16 protein-coding genes, 2 pseudogenes and 1 riboswitch are annotated in these 21,396 nt (G+C 64.5%); of the genes and pseudogenes, 10 read left to right on the plus strand and 8 right to left on the minus strand.

Translation table 11 applies throughout. The features are described from left to right. Positions 1–39 precede the first annotated feature (39 nt). The gene (locus IM733_RS17075; protein ID WP_050707228.1) at positions 40–441 is read right to left on the minus strand and encodes an acyl-CoA thioesterase; all 402 of its coding nucleotides are present in this window, start codon (positions 439–441) and stop codon (positions 40–42) included. 337 nt (positions 442–778) lie between these two features. Here IM733_RS17075 and IM733_RS17080 point away from each other — a divergent pair, with 337 nt between their 5' ends. From IM733_RS17080 to IM733_RS17110, 7 genes are all read left to right on the plus strand, one after another. Beyond that, entirely contained in the window at positions 779–1,285 is a 507-nt protein-coding gene (locus IM733_RS17080; protein ID WP_240066979.1) for an inclusion body family protein, read from the plus strand. An 84-nt stretch (positions 1,286–1,369) separates the two neighbouring features. After that, entirely contained in the window at positions 1,370–1,882 is a 513-nt protein-coding gene (locus IM733_RS17085) for a hypothetical protein (RefSeq protein ID WP_248917721.1), read from the plus strand. Positions 1,883–1,980: 98 nt separating this feature from the next. After that, a riboswitch (S-adenosyl-L-homocysteine riboswitch) is annotated at positions 1,981–2,076 on the plus strand. 21 nt (positions 2,077–2,097) lie between these two features. Beyond that, positions 2,098–3,507: an adenosylhomocysteinase gene (gene ahcY / locus IM733_RS17090; RefSeq protein WP_248917722.1), complete on the plus strand. Its 1,410-nt coding sequence runs from the start codon at positions 2,098–2,100 to the stop codon at positions 3,505–3,507. A gap of 139 nt (positions 3,508–3,646) precedes the next feature. Continuing rightward, positions 3,647–4,492: a methylenetetrahydrofolate reductase [NAD(P)H] gene (gene metF, locus IM733_RS17095; RefSeq protein ID WP_248917723.1), complete on the plus strand. Its 846-nt coding sequence runs from the start codon at positions 3,647–3,649 to the stop codon at positions 4,490–4,492. A 98-nt stretch (positions 4,493–4,590) separates the two neighbouring features. Next, on the plus strand, positions 4,591–5,661 hold the full coding sequence (locus IM733_RS17100) for a hypothetical protein (RefSeq protein ID WP_248917724.1): 1,071 nt from the start codon (positions 4,591–4,593) through the stop codon (positions 5,659–5,661). A gap of 37 nt (positions 5,662–5,698) precedes the next feature. Further along, positions 5,699–6,499, plus strand: coding sequence for a substrate-binding periplasmic protein (locus IM733_RS17105; protein WP_248917725.1), 801 nt, complete (start codon positions 5,699–5,701; stop codon positions 6,497–6,499). 222 nt (positions 6,500–6,721) lie between these two features. Beyond that, entirely contained in the window at positions 6,722–8,632 is a 1,911-nt protein-coding gene (locus IM733_RS17110; RefSeq protein WP_248917726.1) for a DEAD/DEAH box helicase, read from the plus strand. Positions 8,633–8,755: 123 nt separating this feature from the next. On the opposite strand, the gene IM733_RS17115 is transcribed toward IM733_RS17110, so the two are convergent. The 4 genes and pseudogenes from IM733_RS17115 to IM733_RS17125 all read right to left on the minus strand — a co-directional run. Beyond that, positions 8,756–9,334: a YceI family protein gene (locus IM733_RS17115; RefSeq protein ID WP_248917727.1), complete on the minus strand. Its 579-nt coding sequence runs from the start codon at positions 9,332–9,334 to the stop codon at positions 8,756–8,758. Positions 9,335–9,369: 35 nt separating this feature from the next. Further along, the gene (locus tag IM733_RS17120) at positions 9,370–9,921 is read right to left on the minus strand and encodes a cytochrome b (protein ID WP_248917728.1); all 552 of its coding nucleotides are present in this window, start codon (positions 9,919–9,921) and stop codon (positions 9,370–9,372) included. Between the two features lie 469 nt (positions 9,922–10,390). Continuing rightward, positions 10,391–10,489: pseudogene (locus IM733_RS25765) on the minus strand (hypothetical protein); the annotation flags it as partial. A gap of 198 nt (positions 10,490–10,687) precedes the next feature. After that, a pseudogene (locus IM733_RS17125) lies at positions 10,688–12,025 on the minus strand (flavin monoamine oxidase family protein); the annotation flags it as partial. Positions 12,026–12,366: 341 nt separating this feature from the next. Between IM733_RS17125 and IM733_RS17130 the strand changes: the two are divergent. From IM733_RS17130 to IM733_RS17140, 3 genes are all read left to right on the plus strand, one after another. Continuing rightward, positions 12,367–12,720: a hypothetical protein gene (locus tag IM733_RS17130; RefSeq protein WP_248917730.1), complete on the plus strand. Its 354-nt coding sequence runs from the start codon at positions 12,367–12,369 to the stop codon at positions 12,718–12,720. A gap of 78 nt (positions 12,721–12,798) precedes the next feature. Beyond that, positions 12,799–14,205 carry an adenosylmethionine--8-amino-7-oxononanoate transaminase gene (locus IM733_RS17135; RefSeq protein ID WP_248917731.1) on the plus strand — a complete coding sequence of 469 codons (1,407 nt, stop codon included), beginning with the start codon at positions 12,799–12,801 and terminating at the stop codon, positions 14,203–14,205. A gap of 24 nt (positions 14,206–14,229) precedes the next feature. Beyond that, a complete protein-coding gene (locus IM733_RS17140) occupies positions 14,230–14,949 on the plus strand; it encodes a 16S rRNA (uracil(1498)-N(3))-methyltransferase (protein ID WP_248917732.1) in 720 nt (239 codons plus the stop codon). Here IM733_RS17140 and trhA read toward each other — a convergent pair. The 3 genes from trhA to IM733_RS17155 form a co-directional block, all read right to left on the minus strand. Beyond that, positions 14,946–15,563, minus strand: coding sequence for a PAQR family membrane homeostasis protein TrhA (gene trhA / locus IM733_RS17145; RefSeq protein ID WP_248917733.1), 618 nt, complete (start codon positions 15,561–15,563; stop codon positions 14,946–14,948). The two genes, IM733_RS17140 and trhA, sit on opposite strands and share 4 nt — an antisense overlap. A gap of 87 nt (positions 15,564–15,650) precedes the next feature. Continuing rightward, a complete protein-coding gene (locus IM733_RS17150) occupies positions 15,651–16,124 on the minus strand; it encodes a chemotaxis protein CheW (RefSeq protein WP_248917734.1) in 474 nt (157 codons plus the stop codon). Continuing rightward, a complete protein-coding gene (locus IM733_RS17155) occupies positions 16,117–21,396 on the minus strand; it encodes a hybrid sensor histidine kinase/response regulator (RefSeq protein ID WP_248917735.1) in 5,280 nt (1,759 codons plus the stop codon). The genes IM733_RS17150 and IM733_RS17155 overlap by 8 nt, the downstream gene beginning before the upstream one ends.

Here is a 21,396-nt window from a genome sequence, read left to right on the forward strand (position 1 = left end):
GTTCGCCAGCAAGGCTGGCTCCTACCCTACTTGTGGCGCTTACTCGACGGCGCTGTCCGGGAACTGGTCCTGGATGTACTTGATCTCAGTGCGCCCGTGCGGTGCCGGCTGGCCATCCTCGCCCAGGTTGACGAAGACCATCTTGTCCACCGTCAGGATCGCCTTGCGGGTGATCTTGTTGCGCACTTCGCACTTGAGCGTGATGGAGGTGCGACCGAACTCGGTGGCGGTAATGCCCAGCTCGATGATGTCGCCCTGGCGCGAGGCGCTGACGAAGTTGATCTCGGAAATGTACTTGGTCACCACGCGCTGGTTGCCCAGCTGGACGATGGCATAGATCGCCGCCTCTTCGTCGATCCAGCGCAGCAGGCTGCCGCCGAACAACGTGCCATTGGGGTTGAGGTCTTCGGGTTTTACCCATTTGCGGGTGTGAAAGTTCATCTGTACTCCTGGCCGGTGGCCTCATGAACGTCAAGTGGCGGGCGGCGGATCAGCCGGCCCAGCCACGCCCTACATGGTAGTCCCATTGACTAACGTCGAACATGTTCACGCCCTACGACCATTGGTCAGTATCCGCGCAAGGCGGTTTGACACCCACCCCCACAGTTCTAGCCTGAACCTGTGATCCACAGATCACTCCAGGTGGTCGGACAACCGGAACTTGGCAGACAGCGCGGCAGAACCGGCATTCGCAGGAAGCGAGGCTCCGGGCAGTGCCAGTGGAGAGCGACTGAGGCTCACCATTGACCTACTCGAAATCAGTGAAAGGGAATCCACTATGTCCAGAATCATTGATGTCAGCATCAACTTCGACACCGAAACCATCCTCAAGAAGTTCCCCAACGCGAGCAAGGACCCGAACAAGCCCACGTTCATCCAGCCGGAACACATCTACATGGTCACCTACCAGGACAACGTCATCTCCGGCCAGGCCGGTGGTGAACTGCACCTGAAGGGCCGGGTAGGCGATGTGGTCCGCTGGCGCGAGCAGAGCATCTCGTTCGGCTTCGAGCAGTCGGTGATCCTCTATGGGTTCGTATCGGACGATCCGAACCATCAACTGCTGGAGGATCCGCGCGCGCTCAAGGCCAAGGTGCAGACCGCAGTACCAAACGCCAACAACAAGACCGTGCCAACCTGCCAGGTCAACGAAAACTACTACTGGCGCGGCGACCTGCTCGCGCAAGGCAAGGTTACCTATCACTTCAAGTTCATGATCATCGACCGTGATTGCAAGTGCTGTGGCTACTTCGAATGGGATCCGTTCATCACCATCACCAACTGATCCACGCCACGCACCGCCGAGCCTTGGGCCGGCGGTGCGTGCCATTATCGGATCCCTCATTGGTGCTCACGGAAGGAGCGCATCATGACCACGGAGAATCCCGCACATCACGCGCTGATAATTGTCGACACCCACGGGCTGCTCGCAGCCTTCGAGCAACTACCCAGCGACCCTGCCTCTCCTGCCGACCTCGCCCCCCGCCATTTCTGCATTTTGCACTCGCGCCCGGCGACAGACGAAACACTGCTTCTCGGCACACCGGAGTTGCTCGTCGAGGCCGGGGACACCTTGCTCTTGCATATGGTGCCGGTGGCACTGCTCGGCGAGGAGATGCTGTTCAGCCACAGCCCAACCAGCGAACCGCCGCTGGACATAGCGCTAATCGAACAGCGCAACCTGCACCTGGCCCTCCCCGATGCCTCGGCACCGCTGCAGCCGACAAGCCGCCAGGTCGACACCTATCACTGGCATATCCGCTGCGACGCGCCGGGCGAGTTCAGGCTGGCCTGGCAGGTGATGGTGCTCGCCCAGGGCTGCGAACCCCTGGCCCATTTCACCCTGCGCCTTGCATTGCGGACCAACGGCCGCACCCAGTGAGCCCGTCTTTGCTGTTTAGCCCTTGGGATGCACCAAAAGCCCCGCTATAATCGCCCGGCACTTTCGACGGTGGCCCCTGCGGCCACCGTTCCCGCCACCCATCCGAGGGGCGCTGCAGCAGGTTCGTCCTGTCAGGCTCGGTTGGGGCGTTGTCCGTACAGCGGACGCTCAACGCACAACGGCGCCCATTCGCACACTACGAATGGAGGCTCTCAATGAGCGCTGTAAACACGCCTGCAGGTTTTTCCGACTTCAAGGTCGCCGACATCTCCCTGGCCGACTGGGGCCGCAAAGAAGTCATCATCGCCGAATCGGAAATGCCCGCGCTGATGGGCCTGCGCCGCAAGTACCAAGCCGAGCAACCACTCAAGGGCGCGAAGATCATTGGCTGCATCCACATGACCATCCAGACCGCCGTGCTGATCGAGACCCTGGTCGCCCTGGGCGCTGAAGTACGCTGGTCGTCGTGCAACATCTTCTCCACTCAAGACCAGGCCGCCGCCGCCATCGCCGCCGCCGGCATCCCTGTGTTCGCCTGGAAAGGTGAAACCGAGCAGGAATACGAGTGGTGCATCGAGCAGACCATCCTCAAGGACGGTCAGCCTTGGGACGCCAACATGGTCCTGGACGACGGTGGCGACCTCACCGAAATCTTGCACAAGAAATACCCGGCCATGCTGGACAAGATCCACGGCGTGACCGAAGAAACCACCACCGGCGTGCACCGCCTGCTGGACATGCTGGCCAAGGGCGAACTGAAAGTCCCGGCGATCAACGTCAACGACTCGGTCACCAAGAGCAAGAACGACAACAAGTACGGCTGCCGTCACAGCCTGAACGACGCTATCAAGCGCGGCACCGACCACCTGCTGTCGGGCAAGCAGGCCCTGGTGATCGGCTACGGCGACGTGGGCAAGGGCTCGGCCCAGTCCCTGCGCCAGGAAGGCATGATCGTCAAGGTCACCGAAGTCGACCCGATCTGCGCCATGCAAGCCTGCATGGACGGCTTCGAAGTCGTCTCGCCGTTCAAGGACGGCATCAACACCGGTACCGAAGCCGGCATCAACAAAGAGCTGCTGGGCCGCATCGACCTGATCGTCACCACCACCGGTAACGTCAACGTCTGCGACGCCAACATGCTCAAGGCCCTGAAGAAGCGCGCCGTGGTCTGCAACATCGGCCACTTCGACAACGAGATCGACACCGCCTTCATGCGCAAGAACTGGGCGTGGGAAGAGGTTAAGCCACAGGTGCACAAGATCCACCGCACCGGCGCCGGCACGTTCGATCCGCAGAACGACGACTACCTGATCCTGCTGGCCGAAGGCCGCCTGGTGAACCTGGGCAACGCCACCGGCCACCCAAGCCGCATCATGGACGGCTCGTTCGCCAACCAGGTCCTGGCGCAGATCTTCCTGTTCGAGCAGAAGTTCGCCGAACTGCCAGCCGCGAAGAAAGCCGAGCGCCTGACCGTGGAAGTGCTGCCGAAGAAGCTGGACGAAGAAGTGGCCCTGGAAATGGTCCGCGGCTTCGGTGGCGTGGTCACCCAACTGACCCCGCAACAGGCCGAATACATCGGCGTGACCGTCGAAGGTCCGTTCAAGCCGCACGCCTACCGCTACTAAGGGCTCGCGCCAGCGCCAGGCGATATGCCCGGCGCTGGCTGGCAACGCTTCGAACCGATGTCCGAGCCAGGCCGGCCCCAACCGTCCTGGCTTTTATTTGCAGGTAGCCGCCCCAGGTGTGCCGCCGAAGGAACGAGAGATGTCACAAGAACGCCGCTACAGTTTCGAGTTCTTCCCCACCAAGACCGACGCCGGCCATGAAAAGCTGATGGGCGTCGCCCGCCAACTGGCCAGCTACAACCCGGACTTCTTCTCCTGCACCTACGGTGCCGGCGGTTCTACCCGCGACCGCACGCTCAACACCGTGCTGCAGCTGGAGAGCGAAGTGAAGGTCCCCGCGGCCCCGCACCTGTCGTGCGTGGGTGACAGCAAGGACGACCTGCGCGCCCTGCTCGCCGAGTACAAGGCCGCCGGCATCAAGCGCATCGTCGCCCTGCGCGGCGACCTGCCGTCCGGCATGGGCATGGCCAGCGGCGAGCTGCGCTACGCCAGCGACCTGGTCGAGTTCATCCGCCAGGAAACTGGCGACCACTTCCACCTGGAAGTCGCCGCCTACCCGGAGATGCACCCCCAGGCGCGCAACTTCGAAGTGGACCTGGCCAACTTCGCGCACAAGGTCAAGGCCGGTGCAGACAGCGCCATCACCCAGTACTTCTTCAACGCCGAGAGCTACTTCTACTTCGTCGAGCGCGTGCAGAAGCTGGGCGTGGACATCCCGGTGGTGCCCGGCATCATGCCGATCACCAACTACAGCAAGCTGGCGCGTTTCTCCGACGCCTGCGGCGCCGAGATCCCACGCTGGATCCGCAAGCAGCTGGAAGCCTATGGCGACGACACCGCCAGCATCCAGGCCTTCGGCGAAGAAGTGATCACCCGCATGAGCGAGCAATTGCTGCAAGGTGGCGCACCTGGCCTGCACTTCTACACACTCAACCAGGCCGAGCCGAGCCTGGCTATCTGGAACAACTTAAAGCTGCCGCGCTGAAGGTATATCCCGGTAATAATTATTTCGAGCTATGAAGAAGGCTTTGGCTTAGGCTAAAGCCTTCTTCACATTTGCCTCGCAATAGGTTAACGGCCAGCATGCAGCACCCTCAAACCACCACTCCCCAACTCGTCTACCTGGCATTTGGTGCGGCCACCTACCACCAGGAAGCTTGCTTCAGCATTGTCAGCGCCCTGGCCCATCTACAGCCGGGCGAATCCATGGACATCCAGGTCTACACCGACGACCCCGCGCCCTATGGCAAGCTGCCCGTGGCCCTGCACCTGCTCGACGAAGCCACGCGAAGCGCCTGGAATCAGCCCCACGGCTATCATTTTCGCAGCAAGCATGTGCTGCTGCGCCAGGTCCTCGAGCACCACCCGCTGGCCGTGCTCATCGACACCGACACATTCTTCCGCACATCCCCCATGCAACTATTTCGGCGGGTCGCCCCCGGCAGCCTGCTGTGCAACGCCATCGCCGGGCGTTATGGCGAGCACCCCGAATGCCTGCTGTACAAGAGCCTGCTGTCAACGCTTGAGGCCCGCAACCTGGCCGACTGCCAGATGCCACTGCTCAACTCCGGTGTGATCGGCCTTGCAAAAGAGGACGCCTCGATACTGGATCACTCCATAGCCATGATGGACGAGTTCTACCTGCTCGCCCAGAAAGCCTACACCCTCGAAGAGTTCTGCCTGGCAGTAGCGGCCTATCGCACACTGCAGGTCAACGCCTGCACCGATGTGATCCACCACTACTGGAGCCGCAAGGCCCAGTTCCGCGCCAAGATCCAGGCCTGGTTGCGCAAGCACGGTGACGCACCGCTGAGCGCCGCGGCGCTTGCCGATGTCAGCCTGGTCAATGACCAACTGCCTCGCCCCCCCAGGCTACAGCGCCTGGGCTACAAGGCTCTGAGCCTCACCCTGCCAAACAACCAGCGGCAGTTTGCCCGGGAGTTGCTGTACGGCTGCTACCCCTACGAAAACGAGTTCGACCGCGCCTGCGCGTCGGCCTGGTGGGACAAGGCCCTCGAGAACCTCTGCCAGCGTCATGGCCAGGTGGATGCGGCGCAGTTGCGCCAATGCCTGCGCCAACCCGGGCTGCGCCTGGCGCTTGGCAAACACCAGCAGGCCATAGAAACCCATCTGTTCAAGCAGCAACAGGCCTGATCGACATGCCGGGCACGCCACCGCAGGGATACCGAACTTGTCCCTGACACGCGCCCTGCTCTCACTCCTGCGCCCTGCTGGCCTTCTACTGCTCATAGGCTTGAGCCCCCAGGCGCACAGCGAGCGGCTGCGTATCGTCAGTGATGACTGGGCTCCCTACCTCTATCAGGAGAATTCCCAGGCCAAAGGCATCGACTACGAAGTCACCAACGAGGTGCTCAAACGCCTTGGTGTCGAGGTGGAGTGGGAATTCCTGCCCTGGAAGCGCTGCATGGCGATGATCCAGCAAGGGCTGGCTGACGGCGTGATGGATACTTTTCGGGTTGAATCGCGCCAGGGCTTCCTGATCTATCCGGACGAGCCCATGTCAGAGGTCGAGTTCGTCCTGTATCAGGCCCGCGCCCGGCGCCACGCCATTGAGCACCCTGAAGACCTCGCCGGCCTGACCGTAGGGACTTCACCGGGCTACAACTATGGTGATGCCTTCGACAATTCAGCGCTGTTTCGCCGCGAATCGGCCCCGACTCAGGAGGCCAATTTCGGCAAGCTGGCGCTGGGGCGCATCGACCTGCTGGTGACCGATCGCCGGGTCGGTCGTTTCCTGAGCCGACAGCTCGGCCTGGAGCAGACGGTCGAGGCCCTGCCCATGGTAATCAGCCGCCGTCAGCAGTACCTGGGGTTGGCGCGCAAACCCGGCCGGGAGCAACTGGCCAAAGCCTTCTCGGATGAACTGCGGCGCTTCAAGCAAGAGCCGGCTTATGCCGCCATCACACTGCGCTACGACAACCTCGGTAATTTTCCTGTCACCGTTGAGCAGCAGGAACGCAGCACGCGCTGATTGCTCTGTTATACTCGGGCCTTCCCGCCCGGCTCACGCCCGGACGCTCGGCCTCACCACAGGCATCCCAAGCGACGGCAGCATATAGAAGATGCCCGCCAACCGTTTCCCGGATGCACCGTGAAAGCCCAGCTGGACCGGACGCGATCGCATCCCTCCGATGCCCGTCGCGCCAGGCAGAACACCCCATCGGGCCCAGCCCCCACGAGAACAGGATTGCCCATGTCCTTTGCTTCCCTCGGTCTCTCCGAGGCTCTTGTCCGCGCTATCGAGGCTGCGGGCTACACCCAGCCCACTCCGGTGCAACAGCGGGCCATTCCCGCCGTGTTGCAAGGCCGCGACCTGATGGTTGCCGCCCAGACAGGTACTGGTAAAACCGGCGGCTTCGCGCTCCCCATTCTCGAGCGCCTGTTCCCGGGTGGCCACCCCGACAAGTCGCAACGCCATGGCCCGCGCCAACCGCGTGTGCTGGTGCTCACGCCCACCCGCGAGCTGGCTGCCCAGGTGCATGACAGCTTCAAGGTCTATGCCCGCGACCTGAATTTCATCAGCGCCTGCATCTTCGGCGGCGTCGGCATGAACCCGCAGGTCCAGGCCATGGCCAAGGGCGTCGACGTGCTGGTCGCCTGCCCAGGCCGTCTGCTCGACCTGGCCGGCCAAGGCAGCGTCGACCTCTCCCGCGTGGAGATCCTGGTCCTGGACGAAGCCGACCGCATGCTCGACATGGGCTTCATCCACGATGTGAAAAAAGTGCTCGCGCGCCTGCCTGCCAAGCGCCAGAACCTGCTGTTCTCGGCCACCTTCTCCAAAGACATCACCGACCTGGCCGACAAGCTGCTGCACAACCCCGAGCGTATCGAGGTCACGCCGCCGAACACCACGGTCGAGCGTATCGAGCAGCGCGTCTATCGCCTGCCGGCCAGCCACAAGCGTGCACTGCTGGCGCACCTGATCACCCTGGGTGCATGGGAACAGGTACTGGTGTTCACTCGCACCAAGCACGGCGCCAACCGCCTGGCCGAATATCTGGAGAAGCACGGCCTGACCGCCGCCGCGATCCACGGCAACAAGAGCCAGAACGCTCGCACCAAAGCCCTGGCCGACTTCAAGGCCAACACCGTGCGTGTGCTGGTCGCCACCGATATCGCCGCCCGCGGCCTGGACATCGACCAGTTGCCCCACGTAGTCAACTTCGAACTGCCCAACGTCGAGGAAGACTATGTGCATCGCATTGGCCGTACCGGCCGTGCCGGTCGCTCGGGCGAGGCCATCTCGATGGTCGCGCCGGACGAAGAGAAGCTGCTCAAGAGCATCGAGCGCGTCACCAAGCAGAAGATCCCCGATGGCGATCTGATGGGCTTCGACGCCTCGACCGTCGAGGCGGAGAAGCCGGAAGTCCGCGAACGCCAGCAGAACAACGGCCGCGGTGGCCGCAACCAGCAACCTCGCGGCGAAGGCGGCAAGGAAGGCAGTGGCGGGCGCAAGGACAAGGGCAAGGACAAAGGCAAGCAGAAGCCTGCCGCCGAGAAGCAGGCCGACAAGGAAAAGTCCGGCGACAAGCAACAGCAAGGCCAGCAACGCAAGCCGCGTGACAAGAAGCCGCGTCAGCAGCAAGCCGCCCAAGGCCAGAAACCCGCCCAACCGGCACCGGCCAACCGGGATCCGGAAGAGTTCCTGGACGACGATGTCGACAATTTCGGTAACCGCGCCGACTACGTCAGCCCCTACCAGAACGCCAAGAACCAGGGCCGCAACCGCCGCCCGGGTGGCAATGCCGGTCAGGGTCAGGGCAACGGTCAGCGTAGCGGCGGTGGTCAGGGTCAGGGTCAGGGTCAAGGCCGTGGCAACGGCCAGCAGCGTCAGGGCCAGAACCAGGGCTCCGGCGAAAAACGCACCCGCAATGGCGGTGGTAGTAACGGCGGTGCTCGTCGCGACAACAACGGTGGCCGCAACCGCCGCGACGACACGGCGCGCCAGGAACCGGCGGTGCGCAACCCGCGCGAGCCGCAGAACACGCCGGTGATCATCCGCAAGGAATCCAAGCTCGACCGTTATCCGACGCCCGAGCAACTGGACGACCTGCCAAGCCGCCCACGGGGTGAGCGCCCGGCGCTGTTGACCCGCAAGGGTTGAGGCCTGTTCGCCGGCAAGCCGGCTCCTACACGGGTCATCGTAGGAGCCGGCTTGCCGGCGAACCTGTGCTGCACATAAACAAAAACGCCGCCCAATGGGCGGCGTTTTTGTGGGTGCAACCGATTACTTCTGTTTCACGCCTTCGACGCTGATGTCCAGGTCCAGGGTCTGCGAAGTAGCGCCCGGCCCCTTGATGCCGAAGTCGTTCAGGTTCAGGGTGGTGGTGGCGTTGAAGCCAGCACGCTCGCCGCCCCACGGGTCCTTGCCTTCGCCATTGAACACAGCCTTGAAGGTGACCGGCTTGGTCACGCCGTGCATGGTCAGGTCGCCAGTCACATCAGCGGTCTTGTCGCCAGTCGGCTTGACGCTGGTGGAGACGAACTTGGCTTCCGGGTACTTTTTCACATCCAGGAAGTCTTTGCTGGCAATGTGCTTGTCACGCTCGGCGTGGTTCGACCACAGGCTGGCAGTCTTCAGGTCGACGCTGATCTTGCTGGCCTCTGGCTTGGCGCTGTCCCAGGTGAAGTTACCGTCGAAATCCTTGAAGGTGCCGTGGATGAAGCTGTAACCCAGGTGGCTGATCTTCCAGTCGACGAACGCGTGCTGGCCTTCCTTGTCGATCTTGTACTCGGCAGCCATGGCCTGGCCGGCGGAAATCAGGGCGGTACCGAGCGCCAGGGCGGCAAAAGTCTTTTTCAACATCCTTACGTTCCTTCCATTGCAATTGAGGTTGAGGGTCAAGCTTTGCGCCCCAACATACGGGTCAGGGTCGCGTCACGGTCGATGAAATGGTGCTTGAATGCCGCCAGTGCATGCAGGATGGCGAAGATCACCAGCCCCCACGCCAGCCACAGGTGGATCACGCCGGCGGTATCGGCCTGGTCTGGCAGGTCGCTGACCAAGGCCGGCACCTCGAACAGGTCGAACACCGGTATGCCGACGCCGTCGGCGGTGGAGATCAGGTAGCCCGCGATCATCACCGCGAACAACCCCAGGTACAGCGCCAGGTGGCCGAGCTTGGCGGCCAGGCGTGTCACCTTGCCGTGGTTGGCCGGTGCTGGCGGCGGCGGGCTGACGAAACGCCAGAGCACGCGCAGCAGCATGACAGCCAACAGTACCAGGCCAATGCTCTTGTGCAGGTCGGGGCCGGATTTGCGCCAGGGGCTGTAGTAATCCAGGCCGACCATCCACAGCCCCAGGCCGAACAGGCCGAAGACCGCCAACGCCACGCCCCAGTGCAGGACGATGCTGACCAGGCCATAGCGAGAAGATGAGTTGCGCAATTGCATGTTGGCGTATTTCCCCGTGAAAGCTGTGCACAGACTAGCGCGTAACGTATCGAAGAAAAGCGGAAAAAATTGCTTCGGATAATCGAAAAAAACGATATTTAGTCTGCAACCTTCCCATTAAGGAAACATTAACGATAGTCGTTGCGAGGGAGGCTGCCAATGCTGGAGGGCGGAGGCGTCAAAAGTTCGCCGGCAAGCCGGCTCCTACGTAGGAGCCGGCTTGCCGGCGAAGCACCTGGTATCAGTTCGCGTTGGCCTGGCTATTCACCACTGGTTTTTTCACAGGCTCGGACTTGGCCGTGGCCTTCTTCACCGGCTCAGGTTTGGTCGCAGGCTTGTGCGCAGCCTGCTTGGCCGCTGGCTTGGCGGCCGCTTTAGCCGGGGCCGGCTTGATGGCGGCCGGTTTGACAGGCTCTTCCTTGGCCTCGATCACCGGGGCAGCCGAAGCAGGTGCCTGGACAGGGGCAGGCGCCGGTGCAGGCTCTTCAGCCTTGGCGACCGGTGCAACGTTGGCTTGCGGCTTGTCGCCACCACCGAACAGACGAGAGAAGAAGCCCGGCTTGTCCTGCGCGGCGGCTTCGGTCTTGACCGGCTCGGCCTTGGCAGATGCTGGTTGTGCCTTGTCCGAAGAGCCTCCGAACAGGTTGGAGAAGAACCCACCCTTGTCCTTGGCTGCAACAGCGCCCGCCGCAGCGGCGGCGGCCACTGGCGCCGCCTTGACGGGGTCGAACGACTTGCCTGCCGCCAGATCCTGCACCTGGCTGGCGGCACGCTGGCCACTGCGTAGGGCGCCTTCCAGGGTACCGGGATAGAGCGCGTCGGTGTGCTCACCCGCAAAGGTGATGCGCTGCACCGGGCGCTCCCACAGGCGCCAGTACTTGCTGATCTGGCCTGGGCCGTAGGCCAGGTAGGCGCCACCGGTACCGGCATCGGTGCTGTAGCGGCGGACTTCGTAGCCGGTGAACGCGCCACGGGCTTGCGGGTAGAAGGCATGCAGGCGAATCAGCACCTGGTCGACCATCTGCTTGTCGCCGAACGCCTGCAGCAGGCGCGCATTGTCACCGGACAGGTTGATCACCACATTGGCACCGCCCTTGAGCGCCGGTTCGATCCACAGCATGCCCAGGCCGGCATTGCTGAAGATCTCGCCGGACATGCGCGCGCGGCTTTCCCAGACCGGGTTCTTGAACTTGAGCATCAGTTGGTCGCGCCAACCGTAGTTGGTGCCTTTGAGCGCAGCCAGGTGCTGGTTGTCCAGGCCCGGAGTCATCTGGATCTTGGCCAGGGCGCGCAGCGGCACGGCCATCACCAGATAGTCGGCCTGGTAGCCGACGCTGCCGACCTTGACCGTCACCCCGTCCTTGTCCTGGACGATGGAGGTGACCGGCGAGCTGGTCTTGATGGTCTTCAGTTGCTTGACGAAGGCCTGGGCCAGCACCGGGCTACCGCCCGGCAGGCGCGCGGCGCGCAGGTCACGGTCGCTGATGTTGCGATAGACGCGGTTCTGCTGGGCGAAGTACAGCAGCGACAGGCGCGACGGTTCGTCGTAGCGGGTGCGGATCTGCTGGTTGACCAACTGCCGGGCGGTCGCCGGCAGTTGCAGCTTGTCGAGCCAGGAGGACACATTCATCTGGTCGAGGGCGAACAAAGTGCTGTTACCCGCCGGGTTGAGCGGGTCATCGATCGAACGCGCCAGGTCGTCGAGGGTCTTCTCGTAGCGCTTGAGCGCCTCTGCGGTGGCCGGCTGCTTGGCGGTAAGGTCGACGGCGCTGAAGTACTCGCCGTCGATCAGGTAACCGGGGGTGCGGACGAACTCCGGCGCCGGCAACGTACCGACCTTGAAGTGTTCCAGGTACTGGTTGAGCACCGGTTGGGTCTTGCTGTTGCCGATCCACTCGCTGGTGGCCAGGCCCGAACGCCCACCCATGCCCGACTTGGCTTCCAGCAGGGTGACCTGCCAGCCCTTGCCTTGCAGCTCGTAGGCGGCAGTCAGGCCAGCCAGGCCGCCGCCGACAACGATCGCAGTCTTGTCTTTGGCCAGCGTCGCGCCGCTGGACACCCCAATCAATACAAACGCGCACAGGCGCACCCAAGCAGCAGCCATGATGGCGAACTCCGGTAAGAGGGTTATTAGGGAAAAAGGAGGGGAACGCCCCCCGGGGCAGATGCGTTAAGAATACGTCACCTCTGCCCACCCTGCCACCGCAGTGCCATCAAGTGCTTTTGGCAACTGGTAATTTTGTCAGTTGCCCACAGGGCAACGCTTGGTCAATGCTCGCCCTGGCCCCCATTCGCCAGCCAGGAGGCGCGATGATCTATCAGAAGCGATTCGCCAGCGTGTCACCGCAGTTGCTCGCGCAAAGACAGCCCTGGCGCACCTCGTCAGGCCTGCAGATCAGGTCTAATGGATCGTTGTGCACAGGTTTCTGGTCATCTGCCGGGCAAATGGATACCGAACTGATCATTGGTAGCCAATGCGATGTCGAAATCAGCTTTGCCCGCGAGGTCGACAGCCTGGCCATCGAGTTCTACGCGGTCTGTGACGATGCTGAGCAGTGCCCCCAGGCCCTGCTCGAGATCGAGCGCCCCAACCAGGCTGACCGGCCCGATGGGCCTGGCCATTTTTTCTGGCTGACCCTCGCCGAAGACTTTTCCATCGACAGCGTTCCCGGGGCCTACGCCACCGAGCCCAGGTGGCAGATTCTGCCAGGGCCGCTGCGTCGCCTGACCCTGTCGACCTCGCAGCACGCGCAGTTGCATATCCGCAACCTGAAGTGGACGCCCGTCCGTCGCCATTGAGCCCCGAGGTTGTCCTGCCCTGTCGCATTGCTTAGGCTTACGCGGTCCAACCAAGCTGCAATGCCAGGAGAAGTGCCCATGGGCCTCAACGATCAGTGGATGCAACGCGACCTGAAGGTCCTGTGGCACCCCTGCACCCAGATGAAAGACCACGAGCAACTGCCACTGATCCCGATCCGTCGCGGTGAAGGCGTTTGGCTCGAGGACTTCGAGGGTAAGCGCTACCTGGACGCGGTCAGTTCCTGGTGGGTCAATGTGTTCGGCCATGCCAACCCACGCATCAACCAGCGCATCAAGGACCAGGTCGATCAGCTCGAACATGTGATTCTCGCCGGTTTCAGCCACCAACCGGTGATCGAGCTGTCCGAGCGTCTGGTGGCCATGACCCCAGCCGGCCTTGATCGGGTGTTCTACGCCGACAACGGCTCGTCGTGCATCGAAGTGGCGCTGAAGATGAGCTTCCACTACTGGCAGAACACCGGCAAACCCCAGAAGAAGCGCTTCGTCACCCTGACCAACAGCTACCATGGCGAAACCATCGCCGCCATGTCGGTGGGCGACGTGCCGCTGTTCACCGAGACTTACAAGGCCCTGCTGCTGGATACGATCAAGGTACCCAGCCCGGACTGCTACCTGCGCCCCGAAGGCATGGGCTGGGAGGAACACTCGCGGAACATGTTCGCTGCCATGGAACAGGCCCTGGCCGAACACCATGCCACCATCGCCGCAGTGATCGTCGAGCCGCTGATCCAGGGCGCCGGGGGCATGCGCATGTACCACCCGGTGTACCTCAAGCTGCTGCGCGAAGCCTGCGACCGCTACGACGTGCACCTGATCCACGACGAAATCGCCGTGGGCTTCGGCCGTACCGGGACCATGTTCGCCTGCGAGCAGGCCGGCATCCGCCCGGACTTCCTGTGCCTGTCCAAGGCCCTGACCGGGGGTTACCTGCCGCTGGCCGCCTGCCTGACCACCGACCAGGTGTACCAGGCGTTCTACGATGACTACCCGACCCTGCGCGCCTTCCTCCATTCGCACAGCTACACCGGCAACCCGCTGGCCTGCGCCGCGGCGTTGGCGACCCTGGACATCTTCGCCCAGGACAACGTGATCGAAGCCAACAAGGCTTTGTCGGCGCGCATGGCCAGCGCCACCGTGCACCTGGCCGATCACGCACATGTCGCCGAAGTGCGCCAGACCGGCATGGCCCTGGCCATCGAGATGGTCAAGGACAAGGCCGGCAAGGTCGCCTTCCCCTGGCAAGAGCGTCGTGGCCTGAAGGTGTTCGAGCACGCCCTGAGCCGTGGCGCGCTATTGCGCCCGTTGGGCAGTGTGGTGTATTTCCTGCCGCCTTACGTGATCACACCGGAGCAGATCGACTTCCTGGCCGACGTGGCCAGCGAAGGGATCGACATCGCCACCCGTGACAGTGTCAGCGTGGCGGTACCGGCCGATTTCCACCCCGATTTCCGCGATCCGGGCTAGGCCCCATTAGATTCGAGTAGAACCATGAGACTCTCCCGCTTCTTCATCGACGCCCCGCTTGGCCTCGGCGAGCACGAGCTCCCCGAAGCCCAGGCCCATTACATTGGTCGCGTGCTGCGCATGGCTTCCGGCGACGCCGTGCAGCTGTTCGACGGCAGCGGCCAGGAATACCTCGGCCAACTGCTCGAGGTGGGCAAGAAAACCGTGCGCGTCAGCCTCGACAAGGCCCTCCCCGGCCAGGCCGAATCGCCCCTGCACATCCATCTCGGCCAGGGCCTTTCTCGCGGCGAGCGCATGGACTGGGCAATCCAGAAAGCCACCGAACTAGGCGTCAACGAAATCACCCCGATCGTCAGCGAGCGCTGCGAAGTACGTCTGAAAGACGAGCGCGCCGACAAGCGCCTGGCCCACTGGCGCCAGGTGGCGATCAGCGCCTGCGAGCAGTGCGGGCGTTCGAGCGTGCCGGTCATCCACCCGCCGGTCACCCTGGCGGAATGGATCAAGGGCAGCGACGCCGACCTCAAGCTGGTCCTGCACCCGGTGGCGGCGCCGCTGACCAGCCATGAAAAGCCCGCCCGCCTGGCCTTCCTGATCGGCCCCGAAGGCGGCCTCAACGAGGCCGAGGTCGAGCAGGCCAAGGCTGCCGGCTTCCACGCCGCCCGCCTTGGCCCGCGCGTGCTGCGTACCGAGACCGCGCCGGTGGTGGCGCTGTCGGTGGCGCAGCAACTGTGGGGCGACTTCTAGCGCACGTAGAGAAATACCGCGACGAAGTGCATCAGGCTCCCGGCAATCACGAACAGATGCCAGATGCCATGCCAGTGGCGGAAGCGACTATCGAAGGCGAAGAAGACGATGCCGACGGTGTAGAACACACCGCCGGCAGCCAGCCAGGCGAAGCCCGCAGCCCCCAGGCTGGACAACAGCGGTTTGACCGCCACCAGCACGATCCAGCCCATCACCGCATAGATGACGATCGACAGGATGCGTGCTTCAGAGCGCGGCTTGATCTCCTGCAGCATGCCAATCACCGCCAACCCCCAGACCACCCCGAACAGGCTCCAACCCCAAGGCCCGCGCAGGCTGACCAGGCAAAACGGGGTGTAGCTGCCGGCGATCAGCAGGTAGATCGACAAGTGGTCGAGCTTGCGCATGACCCGCTTCGCCCGCCCGCGGGTGCTGTGGTAGAGCGTGGAGATGCTGTAGAGCAGCAGCAGCGTGAAGCCATAGATGGAAAAACTGACGATCTTCCAGGGGTCGCCCTGGAGCCCGGCCACGACGATCAGCCAGACCGCGCCAATGCAGGCCAGCACCGCACCGACCAGGTGGGTCCAGGCGTTGAAACGTTCACCATGGTACATGCAGAGACAGACCTCCTGAGGCGATGCGGGTTCCGAAGTAGACTGCTGCGCGAGCTGTTCGCCGGCTTGCCGGCGCACCGGTCCATTCTAATTGGCCGCTGGTTGCAGTTCGGCGTCACGCACCAACCGTTCCAACCCCGCCAGGTCCGGCACCCGCGCCACCTGCTCGCCCACTTGCACCGCCGCCAGCTCCAGCCCGGCCAGCGGTACATCCACGTAGTTGAGCTGGCTGTCGAGCTTGCACGAACGCGGAATCCCCTGCAGCAGCATCGCCAGAAAACGTAGCCCAGTGTCGCCCAGCGCATTGAGCACGACGATCCGCGCCCGCTCGCCAGACGGGGTATGACCGCCACAGGCCGTCTCGAAGCCGATCAGCGGCAGGCGCTGCTGGCGCCAGTCGACCCAGCCCAGGTGCCAAGCCGGCTCACCGGGCTCGCAGGCGATGGCAGGGTGGCCGATCAGTTCGGCCACCGCGACGTTGGGCAACACCAGCGTGCGGTCGCCCAGGGGCAGCAACAGCCCGGTGAGGCTGCTGCGCTGGCCGGCGATGTGGTCAAGCATGGTTCTGGCTCCAATGGGCGATGCTCTGCAACAGCACCGATTCCTGGTAAGGCTTGCCCAGGTACTCGTTGACGCCGATGGCCATCGCTCGCTCGCGGTGCTTCTGTCCGGTGCGCGAGGTGATCATGATGATCGGCAACTGCTTGAGGCGTTCGTCGCGGCGAATGCGGGTGGCCACCTCGAACCCGTCCATGCGCGGCATCTCGATGTCCAGCAGCAGCACATCCGGGCGGTGCTCCTCGAGCAGGGCCATGGCATCGACACCATCTTTGGCGGTCAGCACGCTGATGCCATGGCGTTCGAGCAGGCGGCTGGTGACCTTGCGCACGGTCACCGAGTCGTCCACCACCATCACCAGCAGCGGCCGCCGTTGCGTCGGCCCGACCAGCCCACGCTGGCTGCCCGCCGCCCCCGGCAGACGCGCCAGGCGCCGCTGCTGGCCACGCAACTGGCCGAGCAAGTCGAGAATCAGCACCACCCGGCCATCGCCAAGCAACGTTGCACCCGACAACCCCGGCACGGCGGCGAACTGTGGCCCCAGGCTCTTGACCACGATCTCGCGACTGGGCGACAGGTTGTCGACCTGGATAGCGAACGACTGCTCGTGGGAGTGGGTGAGCAGCACCGGCAATGGCACGCTCTGGCCCAGCAGGCTGGGCTGCCCACCGCCCTGTACCAGCTCGCCCAGGTAGCGCAGCGCATAATCGTGCCCGGCATAGCTGTAGCGCGGCGGGTCGAGCCGGTAGCAGGCCTCCAGTTCGGCCGGTGGCACCCGGACGATACCTTCGATGGTGTTCAGCGGGATGGCGTACTGCTCCTCCCCCAGGTGCACCATCAGCGCCCGGTTCATCGACACGGTGAACGGCAGGCGGATCAGGAAGCGCGCGCCCTTGCCAGGGCTGGACTCGATGCTCATGGAGCCACCCAGCTGCTTGACCTCTTCATGGACCACGTCCATCCCCAGGCCACGCCCGGAGATCTGGGTGATCTTCTCCGCCGTGGAGAACCCCGGGCGCAGGATGAACTGCAGGATCTCGTGGTCGCTCAGACGCGCCTGCGGGTCGAGCAGCCCACGCTTGATGGCTTTGCTGCGCACCGCTTGCAGCGGCACGCCGGCACCGTCGTCGCTCATTTCGATGACGATGTCGGCGCCCTCGTGCAGCAGGTTCAGGTGGATGGTGCCCAACTCCGGCTTGCCAGCGGCCAGGCGCACTTCGCGGGCTTCGAGACCATGGTCGACGGCGTTGCGCAGCATGTGCTCCAGCGGCGCCACCATGCGTTCAAGCACGCTACGGTCCAACTCGCCTTCGGCGTTGCCGACCACCAGTTCGACCTGCTTGCCCAGCTCGCTGGCCACCTGCCGCACCACCCGCTGCAAACGCGGCACCAGCCGCTCGAACGGCACCATGAGCGTGGCGGTCAGGCCCTCCTGCAACTGGCTGTTGACCCGCGCCTGCTGCTGCAGAAGGCTGTGCGCCTCCTGGGCGCGCTGCATCAGGGTTTCCTTCAGGTCGAGCAGGTCCGAGGCCGACTCGAACAGGGCTCGGGACAGCTGCTGCAATTGTGAATGACGGTCCATCTCCAGCGGGTCGAAGTCGTCGTAGGCATCGCCTTCGAACTGCTGCCGGCTGGAGATCCGCCCTTGTGTCTCGATGTCCAGGCGCAACAGCTGGTCGCGCATGCGCTCCAGCGTGGTCTCCATCTCGTTCAGGGCGAACTGGGCATCATTGACCTGCTGCTCGATACGCCCGCGGATCACCGAGTGCTCACCGGCCAGGTTGCCCAGGTCGTCGAGCAGTTCAGCGTCGACCTTGACCATGTCCCCCGCGGCCCGCTCGGGGGTCGCGGTCGGCGCCTCGACCGGGACGGCCTCGGCCTGGGCCTGACTGGCGGCGCTGTCGGTCAAGGCGGCACTGGAGAAGTTGCGGATGTAGTCGATCAGCGCCGTGGCGGCGTGCAACGGCTGCCCCAGGCGCACCGCGTCGAGCATGTGCGCCAGGCGGTCGTGGCAGTTCTGCAACAGGCTGAACAGCGCCGGGGTCGACGGCAGGCGCCCGGCAGCCAGCAGTTCGTAGAGAAACTCCAGTTCATGGGCAAGGTCGCCTATGGCGGCGATCTCCACCATCCGTGCGCCGCCCTTGAGCGTGTGCAAGTCGCGCAGCAGGTTCTCCACTTCGACCGTGTTGCGCGGGTCGGCCTGCCAGAGGGCCAGCGATTGCGCGGCGCTCTCGACGATGTCGGAGCTCTCTTCGAGGAAGACTTCCAGCAGCTCCTTGTCGCCTGCGGCCTCTTGTTGTTCCTCGGGTGGTTCGGTCTGGCCCGGTGGTGGCGTGGTATGGCGGAACTCGCGCAATTCGCCGAGCAGCGCCACCGCCGATGCGGGGACCTCGCCCTGCTGAACGCTGCGCAACATCCCGGCCAGCGCGCCGTGGCTGCGCTCGAGCAGGTCGAACAATGCCGCGCTGGCGCCCAGGCGGCGGTCCACCAGGCCTTCATAGAGCAGCGCCAGCTCCTGGGCAAGCAGTTCCACCGCGCCAATGGCGGCCATCTGCGCCCCGCCCTTGAGCGTCAGCACATCATGCTGCAAGGCCGACAGCGCGGAGACACTGTCCGGATCGGCCTGCCACTGCCGCAAGGCCTGGCCGGCACTGTCGAGGATGTCCCGCGCCTCTTCCAGGAACAACTCGACCACCGCAGGGTCCGGCAGTTCGCCTGAACCCTGGAGCGGCGTCACTCGGTCGGCGCCAACCACCCCCATGGCCCCTGGGTCGAGCGCATCGTCCAACAGGCCGCGCAACGCCGCCAGGCACTCCGGGCGGGCATCCAGGTCTTGCCCGGCGGCAATCTCGTCGAGCATGTCGAGCAGCGCTTCGTGGGCCTGCTGCGCCACGGCGAACAGCCGTGGCGTGACTGCCAGGCTGCCCTCCTCCACCGCACCGTAGAGATCGAGCAGCCCTTCACAAATTTCATCCACCTGCCACAGTTCGGCCTGATGGGCGCTGTGGCCAAGGGTGGTCATGTCGTCCAGCAAGGTCTCCAGCGGCAGGCGCTCGCCCGGGTGCGCCTGCCAATGCATCAGCAGCGACTCGGCATCGAGCAGGATGTCCATGCCCTGGGCCAGGAAACTGTTGATCAACTGCGGGTCGCGGCGGCTGCGCCGTGGCTGATGCGGGTCGTCCTGATGCTGCGCCAGGCGGGTGTCGACGGCCAGACCGACCTGTTCGATCAACTGCGCCGCACCGGGAATGGCGGCCAGCGGCGTGCTATCGAGCTGGGCCAGGCCCAGGTGGAACAGGGCACGGGCTGCCTCAAGCAGTTCTATCTCGGCCAGCTGCAGCGATAGCTGGTGCCCCTTGTACTCACGCACCAGGCGGTCAAGCGCGGTGGCCATCTCCGCTACTGGCATCACCCCGGCCATGGCGGCGCTGCCCTTGAGCGTGTGCAAGGCGCGCTGCAGGCTGTCGCTGACCACCGTGCCCTGCGCATCGGCGCCTTGCAGGAAGGCATCAAGCCCGCCCAGGTGGCCCAGGGCCTCGTTGCGGAAGATCTCCAGCAGGTGCGGATCGAGCCCGTCGATGCTGGCGCTGGCCGGCGTATCGTTGAGCGCCAGTGCATGCAAGTGGCCCGCCAGCTGTTCGATCTCGGCCGAAGCCGGCAGCTGGCTGGCCGCAAAATCGGCCAGCAGGTCGGGCAGGCGCACGAACACCTGCTGCAAGGCCACCAGCCCCTCCGGGCTGAGCACGATGCGCCCTTCCAGCACGCGGTTGAGCAGGTGCTCGGCGCCCCAGGCCAGCTCCGCCACAGCTTCGGCATGGACCATGCGGCCACTGCCCTTGAGCGTGTGCAAGGCCCGCCGCACTTCGACCAGCGGCTCGCGCAGGCCATTGTCCGCACGCCAGCGCAGCCAGTGGCGCTCGATCTCCGGCAGCAGTTCGCCGGCCTCCTCGAGGAACACTTCGCGCAACTCATCGTCGATGCCATCGATGGACTGCCCGGCATCGACTCGCTGGCACTGCACGCCCAGGGCGGCCAGGCTGGCATGGGCCATGTCGATGAACCGCTGTGCGTCGGCCAACGGGTCGGCCACACGCCATTGCAGGTAGGCCTCGCCGGCGCTGAGGGCGTCGGCCAGGCGCGCCAGTTCGTCGGGCAGCGGCTCCTCCTCAAGGTGCACCAGCCAGCCCTGGACATACCCGGCACAGCCGGCGAACACCTCGGCGGCCGCAGGCAGCGCCAGCATCGCCAGGGCGCCGCGCACCTGGTGCAACAGCCCGGGCAGGGCCTGCAGCCGCTGGCGCGACCAGTCTGACTCCAGGCAGTCACCGATCAGGTCCTTGGCCTGTTGCAGCACGTTGAGCGCTTCACCGAGCACCAGCTGGCGAATTTCCGCAAGGTCCGAGCCCGGCAAGTTGCCCGGTGCGGTCTCCTCCAACGGCCCCACCATGCCGTTCAGGGTCGCTTCCACGTAGAGCAACGCACCAGCCACGTCCATCAGCACCGCTTCGTCCACGCCAGCGTCCCGCTCGACCATGGCCTGCAACGCCAGCACCTGGTCGATGATCACCCGCCGCGGTTGCTGGAAACCCAGCACCGACAGGGTATCGGCCACGTGCCGTAACGGCGCCAGCAGGTGCTCCAGAGGCTCGCGAGGCTGTCGCTCGCCGCTGACGAACGGGTCGAGGCGCTCCTTGATACGCATCAGGTCGTCACACAGCGCCATCACCACCGAACGCAGTGCGTCGCGACCGGAGCCGGCCTGCATGTGCTCCCGCCAGTTGCCCAGCGACAGGTCGAGGTTGGCCAGGTCTTCGGCGCCCGCCAGGCGCTGCCCAAGTTCGCCCAGCAGGCTGCCCTGGGCCAGGGGCTCGACGCCCCGGCAGACACGCAACTGGTTGAGCAGCGGCATCACCACCAACGGCAGGTCATGCCGTGCGCCACGCAAGCGGTCGAGGTACGGGGGCAACTGCTCCAGGCCGCGGAACAACGCGCCCAGGCAGTCACCACGGGGGCTGACCTGGCCTTCGGCCATGGCCCGCCCGAGCAGCTCCAGTTCTTCGGCCAGGCGCGCGGCACCCGACAGTTCAAGCAGGCGCAGGCAGCCATGCACCTGGTGCAGGTTGTCGACGAAGAACGCGAGGATCGATAGGTCCTCGGGCATGCCGGTAAATCGCTCCAGGGCCTGGCGCGCCTGCCCCAGGCAATCGAGGATCGGCGCCTTGGTCCAGGCCAGGGCAACGGTGTCGTGTCGCGCGCCGCTAAGCGTGCCGGCCAT

The sequence above is a fragment of the Pseudomonas entomophila genome (assembly GCF_023277925.1).
Classification (GTDB): Bacteria; Pseudomonadota; Gammaproteobacteria; order Pseudomonadales; family Pseudomonadaceae; genus Aquipseudomonas; species Aquipseudomonas entomophila_D.

Excerpts from the sequence above, each read along its gene's own strand:
- IM733_RS17075 (WP_050707228.1), bottom strand. The coding sequence starts at position 441 with ATGAACTTTCACACCCGCAAATGGGTAAAACCCGAAGACCTCAACCCC.
- IM733_RS17080 (WP_240066979.1), top strand. The coding sequence starts at position 779 with ATGTCCAGAATCATTGATGTCAGCATCAACTTCGACACCGAAACCATC.
- IM733_RS17085 (WP_248917721.1), top strand. The coding sequence starts at position 1,370 with ATGACCACGGAGAATCCCGCACATCACGCGCTGATAATTGTCGACACC.
- ahcY (WP_248917722.1), top strand. The coding sequence starts at position 2,098 with ATGAGCGCTGTAAACACGCCTGCAGGTTTTTCCGACTTCAAGGTCGCC.
- metF (WP_248917723.1), top strand. The coding sequence starts at position 3,647 with ATGTCACAAGAACGCCGCTACAGTTTCGAGTTCTTCCCCACCAAGACC.
- IM733_RS17100 (WP_248917724.1), top strand. The coding sequence starts at position 4,591 with ATGCAGCACCCTCAAACCACCACTCCCCAACTCGTCTACCTGGCATTT.
- IM733_RS17110 (WP_248917726.1), top strand. The coding sequence starts at position 6,722 with ATGTCCTTTGCTTCCCTCGGTCTCTCCGAGGCTCTTGTCCGCGCTATC.
- IM733_RS17115 (WP_248917727.1), bottom strand. The coding sequence starts at position 9,334 with ATGTTGAAAAAGACTTTTGCCGCCCTGGCGCTCGGTACCGCCCTGATT.
- IM733_RS17120 (WP_248917728.1), bottom strand. The coding sequence starts at position 9,921 with ATGCAATTGCGCAACTCATCTTCTCGCTATGGCCTGGTCAGCATCGTC.
- IM733_RS17130 (WP_248917730.1), top strand. The coding sequence starts at position 12,367 with ATGGATACCGAACTGATCATTGGTAGCCAATGCGATGTCGAAATCAGC.
- IM733_RS17135 (WP_248917731.1), top strand. The coding sequence starts at position 12,799 with ATGGGCCTCAACGATCAGTGGATGCAACGCGACCTGAAGGTCCTGTGG.
- IM733_RS17140 (WP_248917732.1), top strand. The coding sequence starts at position 14,230 with ATGAGACTCTCCCGCTTCTTCATCGACGCCCCGCTTGGCCTCGGCGAG.
- trhA (WP_248917733.1), bottom strand. The coding sequence starts at position 15,563 with ATGTACCATGGTGAACGTTTCAACGCCTGGACCCACCTGGTCGGTGCG.
- IM733_RS17150 (WP_248917734.1), bottom strand. The coding sequence starts at position 16,124 with ATGCTTGACCACATCGCCGGCCAGCGCAGCAGCCTCACCGGGCTGTTG.
- IM733_RS17155 (WP_248917735.1), bottom strand. The coding sequence starts at position 21,396 with ATGGCCGGCACGCTTAGCGGCGCGCGACACGACACCGTTGCCCTGGCC.